We start from the raw sequence: 14,155 nt of genomic DNA, 5'->3' as shown, positions 1-14,155 counted from the left end.
TGTGATCTCGTTGATCCCAGGGGCACCTGTCATAAGTGTTGATCCCGATATCGTGTTTATGGTATTTTTGCCACCCTTGCTTTTTGAAGCGGCCTGGTATACCAATTGGGGGAATTTTCTAAAGTGGCGACGGTCTATTTTTATCATGGGCTTTGGTTTGGTCTTCTTCACATCGCTGGCGATTGCCTACTTTTCGGTCAGTATTATTCCGGGATTTACCTTGGCGCTGGGCTTTTTACTGGGTGGGATTATCTCTCCTCCAGATGCCGTGGCTGCTAGTTCTGTCCTGAAAGGGGTAAGTATTCCGAAACGTGGAATTGCGATATTGGAAGGGGAAAGCCTAGTGAATGATGCAGCCTCATTGACGGTATTTAGATTTGCATCCATTGCGATTCTTACTGGCCAGTTTGTGATGAGCAATGCGACGACGCAGTTTCTGATGTTATCGGTCATGGGGGTTGTCGTTGGTCTGGTCATCGGTCACATCCTCTATATATTCCTACGTTATGTTGCTAAGTCGTCGAGTATTTCAACACCCATAACCCTTATTGCACCTTACCTGATGTATATTGTTGCGGAGCATTTTGAGTAGTCGGGGGTCTTGGCCGTGGTTAGTGGCGGATTGTTTCTTTCCTTCCGGGCAGGGGATTACCTCAACTATCATACACGGATCCAAACCAAAGAAGTGTGGGCGACAGTGGGTTTTCTCTTAAATGGATTTGTCTTTATCCTCATTGGACTTGAACTCCCGGTGATCATCAATGGTTTGGGGGAATACTCCATGGAGGAAGCTATTGATTATGCATTGGCGATTTGTGTAATTGTTATAGTTTTGCGATTAATCGCCGTTTATCTTTCGGCTTTTGTTCCCAGGATATTGTTCAAACGGGTCCGCATCAAGGAAAAGAGTCCAGGATGGAAATTGCCGCTTGTCGTTGGCTGGGCCGGTATGCGCGAAGTGGTTTCTTTGGCATCAGCATTGGCAATACCATTGACTTTATATGATGGAACAGCCTTCCCACACCGTAACCTGATTTTATTCATTACATTTGTGGTTATTTTAGTGACGCTTGTTTTTCAGGGGCTTACATTGCCTTTGTTGATTAAATTGATAAAAATTGAAGAGGTCGATGAGCAAGCTTCGATGGAAGAACAGATCGATGAGATTCGGGTACGTCTTGGCAAAGAATCTATTGCGTATCTGGATAAACATTACGCAAAGGAAATGCTGGAGCATGAGACAATCGCCCGTGTTAAAGAGCAGATTATCCGGAGCGTAAATGCATCGGAACGAGCAAAAGAGGAGGATACCCGTGCGCAGCTTTCTGCAGTAAGGGGGCTCTATAATAAAATTATGTTGGAACTTTTAGCGCTACGTCGTGACGGTCTGTACAAGATCAAAGAAAGTAAGGCTTTTGACAGTGATGTTATTAAAGAGATCGAGTATTCCCTGGATTTGGAAGAATCGCGTTTGTCGCGCAAGTAGTTGTTTATAAACGAGTAAATCTCGGTTTTTTGCTCGTCGCAACCTAGTGTTGGCGTTGCAAGAAATGCGCTTAGTCGAGCAAAAAATAGTGCGCTAGTGTTGTAAGAAATAGCGAATTTAGCTTATAATGCTAAATTCGCTATTTTGCCTTTATCGCCCACTAAAAATATCGCTCGACCTTTTTTTGCCTTTTGGACGGCATTGAAACTTTCCTTTCCAATAGGCGTCCAGTTTTTTCCGCCGTCATTCGATAGGTCTGTACCCGAAGTGCCCGTGCTGATCAGCTGTTTTTTTGAAAGATAAATAACGGCCGACTTAAAGCCAGCGGGTGCTGTCTGTGGTGCAGACCATGTTTTGCCGCCATCGTTGGTTAGCAGGCTATTTTTGTCTTTGTTTTTATCCGCCTTGTAATCGCCACCGACGACAATACCCGTTTTTGATGTGTTAAATGCGACAGAAAAAGGGCCGGTGCTATTTGTGCCCTGAATGATGGGGCAGCTGTAACGTTGCCATGTGTTACCCTGATCCTTGCTGCTGTAGATATTGGAAACTGTCCCACCTGTGGCAATCCAATATGTTCCGCTGTTATCGCAATATATTGATGTTCCACTGGCTGCAAAACCGGCCTCGCCATCGGTAATGGTAAAGTGCATATTCGGGGATATATCTTTCCAGGACCTTCCGAAATCGGTGCTTTTCAATAGCGGCATTTTTCCCTGAATGGCGTCGCCAAAGGCAATGCCGACCCCTTTTGATGTAAAAGCAAAACCGTCATAAAATATTTCGGGCCGCTTGTCATTGAATACTTCTTTCCAGCTTCGACCGCCGTCATGGGTACTTAAGATGATGGCAGGGGAACCGGCAGATATAATTAAGGCTTCATTCTCATCAAATGCTTCGATATCTCTAAAATCTGTTTTTTCGTAGCCAATTGGATTGACCCACTGCCAGTTTTTTCCGGCATCGGTGCTGAGCCCGACGGTACCGTTGCTTCCGCTTACCCATACCGTTGTATCATCGACCACGCTTAGGCCTCTGTAGCTGCTGTTTCGCTCTTGATTTACAAGGTTAATGGTTGTTTGTTGAGCGTTCAGATGGCCCAGGAACAAGATGTGGGTAATAAAAATCAGAAATAAAGGTTTCATGTGATTATACTTTTTATTTAAACAAATCTACTCGTCTTTTTGAAACTTTTCCTTGTTTTTTTAAGATTGTTTTGCGGAGCTGAAGAAATCCAACCGTCATTTTTCTCGGTGATTTAAAATAAGGAATGCTCAATACGACCAACAGCGCAATGCAGGCGGAAGTGCCGAGAGCTCCGCCATAACCAGTAAAAAATTTACTGGTATTGAGCAGTATTGTCGTGAAAATAACGCCAGCTAGAGCCAAACCGAAATAGGTTGATAACTGGTTTTTGGAGACCATGCCTATAAATGACGCGCCTATAAAAATAGGGGGGATGTACTGTGCGAGATAAGGAGAAACACTTTGTGGGAAGAAGTGAAGGAAACCTGCGACAACTAAGGTCAGCATTGCGGATGAGCGCACTGCCCCTTGGTGAAATTTGGTGTTGACATAGTATGTCGCCGTGCTCCCGATGATGCCAACTAGGTATAAAATGAATGTTTCCATATTACTTAAAAATATATAACAGCAGGTATGTCAATGAAACACCCAGGAAGGCCAATGTTCCTAGTTTACCGCCGACACCATTCAATAGACTTTTCGATACAACCAGAAAGATCGCTGTAAAAATACTGGCGGCTAAAATAAAAGAGAATCCATGAGCCACCTGCGCATTGGACATTCCTACAAATGCACCGCAATAAATTGCTGCAGGGAGGTGGGGCAGATAAGTTGAATTTTTGTTGATATTTGGAATAAAAGAGGCTATGGTACCTGTCAGCGCTGCCCCCAATACAGGGCCCAAACCGAAGATCTGATTGAAATAGTAGGATGCAATCGCCCCTATAGGTACCCAAAGGGCAATTTTGATCGATTCATATTCATGCCTGTGATGATGAATGGGCGACCTGAGGTAACTGTATAAAATCAGTAAGGACAATAGGCCGATAAAAGCCAATACAATATAAGAATGTGTATTTTCTACAAAGATGGCCACTAAAAAAAGGGCCTGAATGACAAATAATAAGCAGATGCTTATTATCCTAAATTTCTGCCGGGCTTGCATTTAAACAAATTTAGGCAAAGGTACTGATTATTTGTCTATTCTATTGGTAGATTTTCTTTTTATCAATATGGGATCAAGAACAATCTGTTCGATTGCTTCGTACGGACTTTTTTGTTTAACCATTTTCAGAAAGAGTTTTGCACATTCTTCCCCCATTTTGTTGGCCTGTTGATCAATACTTGATAGTGTAGGGGTGATAAAGGAAGAAAAGGTCTGGTTTGCAAAACCGATCACTCCTGTCGCTGGAATGGCAATATTTGCAGTTTTTAATGCCTGTATAATTCCCACGGCTGTAAAGTCATCACCACCAATAAAGGCGTCCGGTTGGATTACAGATTTTAGAATCTGTTCGGTTCCTTTGATGCCGGCTTCAATGGATAAGTCGCCACGAATGATAAAGTCTTTCTGCGGGGAAATCTGCGCATCTTTTAAGGCTGCTTCGAAACCATGGAAACGATCCTGGAAAATAGCGATTTCTTTGTCCGTTGTGATAAAGGCAATGTTTTTGTAACCCTGTTCGAGCAGGTGCTGTGTTGCAAGGTAGCCTGCTTTAAAATCGTCAAGTTTGACCACAGGAGCAGGAATATCTTTATGGGTACGGTCAAAAATAACCAGGCATTTGCGCTGATTGATCACTTCCTGAAAATGCTGGGTTTCCTGCGTCTCCAGCGACAACGAAGCAATGATGCCGTCTACCTGAGCTTCAAGTAAGGTCTTCACGCCATTGACTTCATCTTCAAAAGATTCATTCGATTGATAAAGCAATAGGCTGTAGTTGTGTTTTTTTAACTCTTTTTCAATGCTATGCACGGCTTCTGCAAAAAAATGAATTTGCATGGTAGGAACAATGACACCGATGGTATTGGACTTGCCCGAGGAAAGAGAAGAGGCCAACTTATTGACGCTGTAATTCAATTCCTTTGCTTTGTCTAACACCAGTTTTCGTGTCGCCTCACTGATCGTAGGCACATTATTCAGTGCGCGCGATACGGTAGAGACTGTCACTCCAAGCGCACGGGCTATATCATAAATTGTCGTTTTTTTATTCACGCTCCAAAGTAAATAATTTTATTTAATATTTTGATAATTCAGAAACATGCCCTACTTTTATGCAACCGGTTGCAGTATAAGGCCGATGTTGTTTTTTATAACCAATTAGAATTGATTACCATGTATTTATTAGGTATAGACGTAGGTACTTCTTCCGTAAAAGTTTCAATTGTTGAGGCATCTTCACAACGTAAGGTTTGCTCAGTGCAATATCCGGACGTAGAAGCTCCTATCATTACGTTGGAGCCCAATTGGGCTGAACAGAACCCGCTCGATTGGTGGGACTACTTTAAACAGGCTCTGTTGAAGGCAAACAGGCTGGGCCTGTATGACCCCAAAGCAATTTCGGCCATTGGTATTGCCTACCAGATGCACGGTTTAGTTGTGGTCGATAAAGATCAGCATGTGTTGCGAAATGCCATTATCTGGTGCGACAGCAGGGCTGTTGAATTGGGAAATATCGCTTTTGAAGAAATCGGAAGGTCTTTCAATCTGAGTCATCATCTGAATTCACCCGGTAATTTTACAGCGTCAAAGTTGGCCTGGGTAAAAGCAAACGAGCCGGAAATTTATGAAAAAATAGATAAGATCATGTTGCCGGGGGATTTCATCGCCATGAAACTTTCGGGGCAGGTGACGACTTCCATCTCAGCCTTGTCTGAGGGGATATTCTGGGATTTCAAGGATAATGTATTGTCGCGTACGATTATGGATTATTATGGCTTTGATGATCATCTTATTCCTGAGATCTTACCTGTGTTTTCAACGCATGGTCAAATTAAAGCCGCTGTTGCTGAAGAACTTGGGCTATCCAGTACAGTGACCATCAATTATAAAGCCGGCGACCAGCCCAACAATGCACTTTCGCTGAATGTCCTTCAACCTGGCGAAGTTGCTGCGACGGCTGGCACTTCAGGGGTGATCTATGGCGTCAGTGACAAACTGATCGCCGACCGCGAATCGCGCGTAAATACATTTGCCCATGTGAATTATCAGGAGAATGATATCCGGACAGGTGTACTGCTCTGTATCAATGGAACAGGCATTATGAATAGCTGGGGGAGACGTTTGTTGGGCCACGATTTGTCTTATGAGCAGATTAATGCGATGGCTGGCGCATCTCCTATCGGTAGCAAAGGATTGCAGGTTATCCCATTTGGCAACGGTGCCGAACGGATGCTCAACAACCAAACTGTTGGGGCTTCAATTTCGGCGATAGATTTGAATAGGCATGAGACAAGCGATATGCTGCGTGCTATACAGGAAGGTATTGCATTTGCTTTTCGCTATGGTTTGGATATCATGCGCGAAAATAATCTGCATCCAAATATGATTCGTGCAGGTTATGCGAATTTATTCTTGAGCTCCGTTTTCAGGGAGTCATTTGTGGGGGCCACTGACGTTCCTGTAGAAATCTTTAATCATGATGGCAGTATTGGTGCCGCTCTTGGAGCAGGTATAGGAAGTGGGTATTATGCCGATTTTACAGAAGCTTTTCGTTCTTTGAAACCGGTTTATACAGTGGAACCTCAATTTGTAGCGCAATATGAGGAGCACTATCAGCAATGGAAGGAATTATTAAACAAACAAATAAATAACAAATAAGATGAATATTATCAAAGGGAAAAAGGAATTTTTCAAAGGCGTTGGCCAAATTCAATTCGAAGGAAAAGACAGCACAAATCCATTGGCTTTCCGTTATTATAATCCAAAACAAATTGTTGGTGGCAAGACCATGGAAGAGTATTTTAAATTTGCCTGTTCATACTGGCATTCTTTCAACGGTAACGGATCTGATCCATTTGGCGGACCGACACATCAATTTCCATGGGATGAAAGCAACGACGTAATCATGAGGGCAAAAGATAAAATGGATGCAGCATTCGAATTTATCAGTAAAATAAATATCCCCTATTATTGCTTTCATGATGTGGACTTAGTTGATTATTCGGATAATGTGGTTGAAAATGAAAAACGTCTGTCAACTATCGTTGATTATGCGAAGGAAAAACAACAGGAAAGCGGTATAAAATTGCTTTGGGGAACAGCCAACCTTTTTAGCCATAAACGCTACATGAATGGAGCTGCAACTAACCCTGATTTTCATGTTCTTGCACATGGTGGAGCACAGGTCAAGGCAGCCTTGGACGCAACGATTGCTCTTGGTGGTGAAAATTATGTTTTCTGGGGTGGAAGAGAGGGGTATATGAGCCTTTTAAATACCAATATGAAGCGTGAGCAGGAACATCTTGCACAGTTTTTACACATGGCCAAGGATTATGCCCGCAAAAATGGTTTCAAAGGAACTTTCTTTATCGAGCCGAAACCATGTGAGCCTACAAAACATCAATACGATTATGATGCGGCTACTGTGCTGGGCTTCCTGCGTCAGTATAATCTTTTGGAAGATTTTAAATTAAATTTAGAGGTAAACCATGCCACATTGGCCGGACATACGTTCCAGCATGAGCTACAGGTTGCTGTAGATGCAGGTAAATTGGGCTCCATTGATGCTAACCGCGGTGATTATCAAAATGGATGGGATACGGATCAATTTCCGAATGATATTAATGAATTGACCGAAGCCATGTTGATTATTTTAGAAGGTGGTGGATTCCAAGGTGGAGGTGTGAATTTTGATGCCAAAATACGCCGCAACTCGACAGATCCTGAAGATTTGTTTTATGCACATATCGGTGGTATGGATCTTTTTGCACGCGCGCTTGTTACGGCAGATCGTATCCTGCAAGACTCGGATTACAAAAAAATACGGGCCGATCGTTATGCTTCTTTTGATACAGGTCATGGTGCATCATTTGAAGAACGAACACTGACCCTGGAGAACTTAAGGGATTTAGCTGTGGAATTAGGAGAACCAAAAACGATTAGCGGTAAGCAGGAGTATTTAGAAAATTTGGTCAATAGATATATATAGTTCTAAAAATATTTCTATATTAGGCGATCAAATTAAACCAATTACCAATACATGAATAATTATTTAAGCACAAAAGATTACATCGTTTTCCTGATATACTTTGTTATTGTAGCAGGTTATGGATTATGGGTGTATTATCGCAAGAAATCTGAATCTGTAGGCTCCAAAGACTATTTTTTGGCTGAGGGGTCATTGACTTGGTGGGCTATCGGAGCTTCACTTATTGCGTCCAATATTTCGGCCGAGCAATTTATCGGTATGAGCGGTTCCGGATTTAAGATGGGATTGGCTATTGCGACTTACGAGTGGATGGCTGCCATTACACTGATTGTCGTTGCGGTATTTTTTATCCCGGTATACTTAAAGAACAAGATCTTTACGATGCCACAGTTTCTCCATAAACGATATAATGGGACTGTTGCGATGATCATGGCCGTTTTCTGGTTATTGTTGTATGTTGTCGTTAATTTGACATCCATCCTCTATTTGGGAGCCATTGCGGTAAGTAGTATTTCCGGTATCAGTCTGGATGCCTGTATGTATGCAATTGCGATTTTTGCTGTGATCATTACATTGGGGGGAATGAAAGTAATCGGTTATACGGATATTATTCAGGTTTTCTTTTTGGTATTGGGTGGTTTGGCGACCACTTACCTAGCCTTGAACCTCGTTTCAGAGCACTATGGTGGATCAGGAGTATTGGAAGGCTATCACTTGATGACCGAAAAAGCTTCCGACCACTTTCATATGATTCTGGATCGTAAGAATGAGAACTATCTCGATTTACCGGGGCTAACCGTATTGATTGGCGGTATGTGGATAGTTAATTTGAATTACTGGGGATGTAATCAATACATCACGCAACGCGCGCTTGGAGCAGATTTGAAAACCGCGAGAAACGGTATCTTGTTTGCCGCATTTCTGAAGTTATTAATGCCTATCATTGTTGTGTTGCCGGGTATTGCAGCCTATGTCATGTGGAAAGATGGCTTGTTCCAAAATGAAATGATGCAACATGGTGAGGTAAACCCTGACCACGCTTATCCAGTTTTGTTGAATTTATTGCCAGCAGGTTTAAAAGGCTTGTCTTTTGCGGCATTAACAGCTGCAGTGGTCGCTTCTTTGGCAGGTAAAGCAAACAGTATCGCGACAATCTTCTCCTTGGATATTTATAAAAAGGTATTCAATACAGAAGCATCGGATAAGAAATTGGTCAATATCGGCAAGCTAACTGTTGTGGTTGCCATGATCTTGGGTGTGCTGATTGCTCCACATTTGGGTATCGATAAAAAAGGTGGATTCCAATATATTCAAGAATATACGGGTTTTGTATCTCCAGGTATTTTTGCGATGTTCATTTTAGGATTCTTCTGGAAGAAAGCAACTTCAAATGCGGCTTTGTTTGCAACAATTGGAGGTTTTATTTTCTCCATCATCTTCAAAAAATTGCCGGATTGGGTCGATCTGTCATTCTTGTCATCGACAGGTTTCTCTGTTCCAAATCCAACAACAGGAGTCTACGAAATTCCATTTTTGGATAGAATGGGATTCGTCTTCGTGATTTGTATTATCGGTATGATTCTCATTAGTATCATCGACAATAAGCGTGGTGTCGTGCCAGCTGGATTGGAAGTTGATACCACGATGTTTAAACCACACCGGGCGTTTTTGGTCATTGCATTGATCGTAGCGCTATTGGTTACAGCATTATATTCTATTTATTGGTAATCCAATAGCAAATAAGATTTTAAAAACTCCTATCAATCTCGGTTGATGGGAGTTTTTTGTTTGTTTTAAAAATACCTATCTTGGTTTTACTAAAACCATTGCTTAACGAAAGATTGCTGCTATGAAAAGAAGATCCCCCTTGCTACTGATGACGCTGTTTGGATTGCTCACTACCTGTACGCCGATGCTGAGTTCCGCCCAGCGTACACAGAAACCACCTTTACATGGAAAACATTGGATGGCTATTACGGGCAAACCCTTGGCGGCAACAGCGGGTGCCCAGCTATTTCAACAAGGGGGAAATGCGGTGGACGCTGCTTGTGCAATGCTCGCAGCAACCTGTACGATGTGGGATGTACTGAGTTGGGGTGGAGAGACGCAGGCCTTAATTTATCATCCGAAACTAAAGAAGGTCATTGCGATAAATGCCTTGGGGGTAGCACCCAGTGGAGCGACAGTCGATTTTTTTAGATCAAAGGGCTACGAATTTCCACCAGAATATGGTCCTCTTGCTGCTGTCACACCGGGTACACCCGGCGGATTGTGCTATATGTTGGCTCATTATGGAACGAAAAGTTTAGCAGAAGTATTAGCTCCTGCTCTTGAAATGGCTGCAGGGTACCCGATTGACGCGCAAACTGCAACGAGTATTGAGCGGGATAAAGAGCGCATTAAGGAATGGCCCTACAGTAAAAAGGTATTTTTAGTACATGAAGGTAAATCCTGGGAAGCTCCTGAGGCGGGAGAGGTTTTCGTGCAGCAGGATCTGCATAATACCCTGTCCAAATTGATAGAAGCGGAAAAGAAGGCTCTTGCAGCGGGTAAAGATCGGAAGGCTGCAATCATGGCTGCTTATGATCGGTTTTACACCGGCGATATTGCAGATGAATTTGTCCGTGGCAGTAAGGAGCAAGGAGGCTTAATCACGAAAGCAGACCTAGCCAATTGGAAACCTATTGAGGAGGAGCCATTGCATGTCAATTATAAGGGGGTTGACGTGTATAAATTACAAGAATGGACACAGGGACCGGCCATGCTGCAGAGTTTGCAGTTGTTGAAAAACTTCGATCTAAAGGCAATGGGTTATAATTCGGCTCCCTATATCCATACACTCTATCAAGTTATGAACTTGGCCTTTGCCGATCGGGATTTTTATTACGGTGATCCTTACGGTAAACCTAAGACACCTATTCAAGGTCTTTTACATGAGTCCTATGCCAAGGCGAGGGCCGCAACCATTGATCTTAAGCAAAATAACCCAAATGTACTTCCCGGAGACCCTTATCCCTACGAAGGTAAGCAGAATCCGTATCTTTCGTTACTGGAGCAGCGTAAGAAGGAGTTTACGCCACATACGGAGCTGAAAAATGATTTTGTTCCTAAACATGACGCACGCTCAAGTTCGTCGCTAACGGAATTGCCAAAAACAGCTCTTTTGGCATCTTTAACCGTGGATAGTGCTTATGTCGACCGTTTATTGCGGGGAACAACAAGCGTTGAAGCTGCGGATGAAGAAGGTTGGGTTGTTTCGATCACACCGAGTGGTGGTTGGCTCCCTGCCTGTATTGCCGGGAATACCGGGGTGGGCATGAGTCAGCGCTTACAGAGTTTTGTCTTAGATTCGTTGATTAACCCGTTCAATGTGGTCGAGCCGGGCAAAAGACCGCGTGTAACGCTTACGCCTTCGATGGCTTTGAAAAACGGAAAACCTTACCTTTCTTTTGCCGTGCAGGGCGGAGATACACAGGATCAAAACCTATTGCAGTTTTTCTTGAATATGGTCGAGTTTGGTATGACGCCACAACAAGCCAGCGAGGCGGCCAATATCAACAGTAACCAGCTTTGGCTATCGCTGGGGGGAACGAAGACCGACGATCGAAAGCCGCGCTCAGGTAGCCTTTTATTGGATAAAAATACAGCACCAGCAATTATTGAACAATTAAAGAAAATGGGGTATAGCATACAGCTCGGTGATCGTACCAGTGGCCCTATAAATGCTATTTATTTCGACCAGCAGCACCATACGCTTTGGGGCGGTAGTAGCAACAACGGGGAGGACTATGGCATCGGGTGGTAGTTTTTCATTAGCTTGCTGCTCGGTTTTGGTTTTGTTATCTCCGCGCTATTTGTTATCTTACCTACTGATCGGAAACTGATTTTTGTTATGGAGGGTAGTGTCAATAAATATTCGTTTGTTTTTCAGCCTGATGAAGCTGGTATTGTCTTGGTAGATGGCTTGAAGCGGCGGTTACGTGCATCGATAGCCGAACTGTTTCCCGACAAAAACAAAGGCTGGTATCCCAGTTGCAATTCCAAAGCCCATGTAACGATATGTGCTTTTGAAGCAGATGGGAGTAAACTGAAAATGGCTATTGAGGCTTTGCAGGAGACTATGGTCTATGAGCGTAGTCAGTATGTTTATTTCGATCATTTTTCGTCATTTGCCGGTGGTGCTTTCTATATTGCACCGACAGTACATGCCCGCAGTTATCTCAAGGACCGGGCGCGGAAGGTTGTTCAAACTTTATCGGAGTTTGATTTGATCGAGATTAGCGACGAACCCCATATTTCGATTGGACGACGTCTGGAGCCAGAACAGCTTGAAATTGCAAAAGAACAATTGCGGTCTGTCGACCTGAGCTTTATGTGCAAGGGCGTTCATGTGCGGCAGTTTAAACCTGATTTAGGTCAGTATGAGATCATTGATTTTATACAGTTTGGCAACCAATCGAAGGAAAATTCTGGCCAGCTGGCATTTAAATTCTAATAATATCGCGGTTTAATTGCCTAATAATATAAAGCTTTTTATCTTTAAGGCTGACAATAGACGATATTGCACTTACAGTATTTTATGCATTACGACGAATCTCATCATAAATCCCTATCTGATATCCATGAAAGTGTAGATGTCAATCAAGGGAAATCCAAATTTAAGAAGATACTTAGTTTCTTTGGTCCGGCTTATCTCATTAGTGTTGGGTATATGGATCCAGGTAACTGGGCTACCGATCTTGCTGGAGGAAGCCAATTTGGGTATACCCTGATTTGGGTGCTGTTGATGAGTAATATCATGGCGCTAGTTCTACAGAATCTATGTGCCCGTCTAGGTATTGTACGCGGTAAAGACCTTGCGCAGTGTAACAGGGAAACCTATCCTAAACGGATGAATTTTGTGCTCTATGTACTTGCTGAAATTGCAATAGCAGCCTGTGACCTGGCGGAGGTTTTGGGTATGGCAATCGGTCTTAACCTCCTTTTCGGCATTGATCTGCTCTGGGGGGTAATGATCAGTTTTGCAGATACCTTCTTATTGCTCTATCTTCAGAAGCTGGGGATGCGGAAAATGGAACTTTTTATCATTGGCCTGATTGCGCTTATCGGCATGTGTTTCATGGTAGAAATGTTTTTGGCGAAACCGGATTTTGCCGAGGTGGCCACTGGGTTTATACCCAGTATCCCGAATAGTGCCGCACTATATATTGCCATAGGCATTATAGGTGCAACCGTCATGCCACATAATCTATATTTGCACTCGGCTCTTGTGCAGACACGGAAGATTGACCGGAATGAGGTTTCGATCCGAAAATCGCTCAAGTATAACTTTTGGGATAGCGCCATTGCTTTGAACCTGGCCTTTTTGGTAAATGCCGCGATATTGATTCTTGCAGCCTCTGTTTTTCATAAAAACGGTATGCATGACGTTGCCGAACTTGAAGATGCTTATCACCTATTGGGCAATCTTCTTGGAACGGAATGGGCCTCAAAATTGTTTGCTGTTGCCTTGATTCTTGCCGGACAGAGCTCAACGGTGACGGGAACCCTAGCCGGTCAGATTGTGATGGAGGGATACCTTCGATTGCGGATTAGTCCGACTTTGCGAAGGATTATAACCCGGCTTTTGGCGATTATCCCGGCTGTATTGGTGATACTTATTTCGGGTGAAGGTCGCGTTGGACAGCTGCTGATCTTTAGTCAGGTGATCTTGAGTATGCAGCTCGCTTTTGCCGTCATCCCGCTGATCCATTTTGTGAGCGATAAAGTCAAGATGGGTTCTTTTGCCATTAAACCGCTAACAAAAATTGCGGCCTGGCTGATAGCGGCCATTATCGCTGTTTTGAATTTTAAATTGGTCTACGACGAAGTGGTCGGCTGGATTGGTGAAGCCGATAATATTGTGGTAACGGTATTATTGCTGATGGGGGCGATGGGCTTATTCGTCTTGCTTATCATGACTGTATTATACCCCATTTTACTCAAATCGAAACCAACGGAGCTGGAAGTTCACCCACCATTCGAGGCATTGCATTTTGAACATAAGGGCTCTTTTAAGAAAGTTGTGATCGCGTTGGATTTCTCAAATTCAGATCAGAAAGTAATTCAATATGCTTTACAGTTGTCGCATGACGACACGACCTTTGTCGTTGTACATATTGTTGAGAGTGCATCGGTGAAATATACCGGGGAGTCGACGGATGATTACGAATCGCGTCAGGATTTGGAACGGCTGAAATTGTATGCTGATTTTCTATTTTCGCAAGGACATCAAACTGAATATGAACTGGGATACAATAACCGGATCAAGAGTATTGCAGAAGTATGTGAAAAATACGGTGCCGATCTGCTGGTTGTTGGAAGCCATGGGCACAGTGGTGTGAAGGATTTTGTTTTTGGTGAGACCGTTAACAAGCTGCGACATGCGGTGAAAGTCCCTGTTTTTATCGCCCAATAGGCCTTAAGGAGCTATTCGAAAGAGCCTCTGTCTATT

10 protein-coding genes and 1 pseudogene are annotated in these 14,155 nt (G+C 43.3%); 7 read left to right on the top strand and 4 right to left on the bottom strand.

What is annotated here, in order from left to right:
• Window position 1 precedes the first annotated feature (1 nt).
• Window positions 2–1,486, top strand: a pseudogene (locus B3H30_RS05770) (Na+/H+ antiporter).
• A 122-nt stretch (window positions 1,487–1,608) separates the two neighbouring features.
• Here B3H30_RS05770 and B3H30_RS05765 read toward each other — a convergent pair.
• The 4 genes from B3H30_RS05765 to B3H30_RS05750 form a co-directional block, all read right to left on the bottom strand.
• Window positions 1,609–2,631, bottom strand: a complete 1,023-nt coding sequence (locus tag B3H30_RS05765; RefSeq protein WP_286833614.1) for a WD40/YVTN/BNR-like repeat-containing protein — start codon at window positions 2,629–2,631, stop codon at window positions 1,609–1,611.
• A gap of 13 nt (window positions 2,632–2,644) precedes the next feature.
• Window positions 2,645–3,118, bottom strand: a complete 474-nt coding sequence (locus B3H30_RS05760; protein WP_286775096.1) for a hypothetical protein — start codon at window positions 3,116–3,118, stop codon at window positions 2,645–2,647.
• Between the two features lies 1 nt (window position 3,119).
• Entirely contained in the window at window positions 3,120–3,608 is a 489-nt protein-coding gene (locus B3H30_RS05755) for a hypothetical protein (RefSeq protein WP_286775097.1), read from the bottom strand.
• A gap of 96 nt (window positions 3,609–3,704) precedes the next feature.
• Complete coding sequence (locus B3H30_RS05750) at window positions 3,705–4,727, bottom strand: LacI family DNA-binding transcriptional regulator (protein ID WP_286833610.1); 1,023 nt, start codon at window positions 4,725–4,727, stop codon at window positions 3,705–3,707.
• A gap of 120 nt (window positions 4,728–4,847) precedes the next feature.
• On the opposite strand from B3H30_RS05750, the gene B3H30_RS05745 reads away from it, so the two are divergent.
• The 6 genes from B3H30_RS05745 to B3H30_RS05720 all read left to right on the top strand — a co-directional run bounded on the left by B3H30_RS05745 (window position 4,848) and on the right by B3H30_RS05720 (window position 14,119).
• Window positions 4,848–6,332, top strand: a complete 1,485-nt coding sequence (locus tag B3H30_RS05745) for a xylulokinase (protein WP_286775099.1) — start codon at window positions 4,848–4,850, stop codon at window positions 6,330–6,332.
• Window position 6,333: 1 nt separating this feature from the next.
• On the top strand, window positions 6,334–7,662 hold the full coding sequence (gene xylA, locus B3H30_RS05740) for a xylose isomerase (RefSeq protein WP_286775100.1): 1,329 nt from the start codon (window positions 6,334–6,336) through the stop codon (window positions 7,660–7,662).
• A 51-nt stretch (window positions 7,663–7,713) separates the two neighbouring features.
• Entirely contained in the window at window positions 7,714–9,390 is a 1,677-nt protein-coding gene (locus B3H30_RS05735; RefSeq protein WP_153845168.1) for a sodium/sugar symporter, read from the top strand.
• Window positions 9,391–9,511: 121 nt separating this feature from the next.
• Window positions 9,512–11,467, top strand: a complete 1,956-nt coding sequence (locus B3H30_RS05730; protein WP_286833605.1) for a gamma-glutamyltransferase family protein — start codon at window positions 9,512–9,514, stop codon at window positions 11,465–11,467.
• A gap of 87 nt (window positions 11,468–11,554) precedes the next feature.
• Window positions 11,555–12,157 carry a 2'-5' RNA ligase family protein gene (locus B3H30_RS05725; RefSeq protein WP_286833602.1) on the top strand — a complete coding sequence of 201 codons (603 nt, stop codon included), beginning with the start codon at window positions 11,555–11,557 and terminating at the stop codon, window positions 12,155–12,157.
• 84 nt (window positions 12,158–12,241) lie between these two features.
• Window positions 12,242–14,119 carry an Nramp family divalent metal transporter gene (locus B3H30_RS05720; protein WP_159333239.1) on the top strand — a complete coding sequence of 626 codons (1,878 nt, stop codon included), beginning with the start codon at window positions 12,242–12,244 and terminating at the stop codon, window positions 14,117–14,119.
• The last annotated feature ends 36 nt before the right edge of the window (window positions 14,120–14,155 follow it).

The organism is Sphingobacterium sp. UBA7038 (genome assembly GCF_002494055.1).
GTDB classification, from domain to species: domain Bacteria; phylum Bacteroidota; class Bacteroidia; order Sphingobacteriales; family Sphingobacteriaceae; genus Sphingobacterium; species Sphingobacterium multivorum.
Note: the sequence above shows the minus strand (reverse complement) of the source record. Positions and strands in the feature narration are given on the sequence as shown.

What these genes read in the sequence shown, in the direction of transcription:
- B3H30_RS05765 (WP_286833614.1), bottom strand. Translation starts at nt 2,631, where the DNA reads ATGAAACCTTTATTTCTGATTTTTATTACCCACATCTTGTTCCTGGGC.
- B3H30_RS05760 (WP_286775096.1), bottom strand. Translation starts at nt 3,118, where the DNA reads ATGGAAACATTCATTTTATACCTAGTTGGCATCATCGGGAGCACGGCG.
- B3H30_RS05745 (WP_286775099.1), top strand. Translation starts at nt 4,848, where the DNA reads ATGTATTTATTAGGTATAGACGTAGGTACTTCTTCCGTAAAAGTTTCA.
- xylA (WP_286775100.1), top strand. Translation starts at nt 6,334, where the DNA reads ATGAATATTATCAAAGGGAAAAAGGAATTTTTCAAAGGCGTTGGCCAA.
- B3H30_RS05735 (WP_153845168.1), top strand. Translation starts at nt 7,714, where the DNA reads ATGAATAATTATTTAAGCACAAAAGATTACATCGTTTTCCTGATATAC.
- B3H30_RS05730 (WP_286833605.1), top strand. Translation starts at nt 9,512, where the DNA reads ATGAAAAGAAGATCCCCCTTGCTACTGATGACGCTGTTTGGATTGCTC.
- B3H30_RS05725 (WP_286833602.1), top strand. Translation starts at nt 11,555, where the DNA reads ATGGAGGGTAGTGTCAATAAATATTCGTTTGTTTTTCAGCCTGATGAA.
- B3H30_RS05720 (WP_159333239.1), top strand. Translation starts at nt 12,242, where the DNA reads ATGCATTACGACGAATCTCATCATAAATCCCTATCTGATATCCATGAA.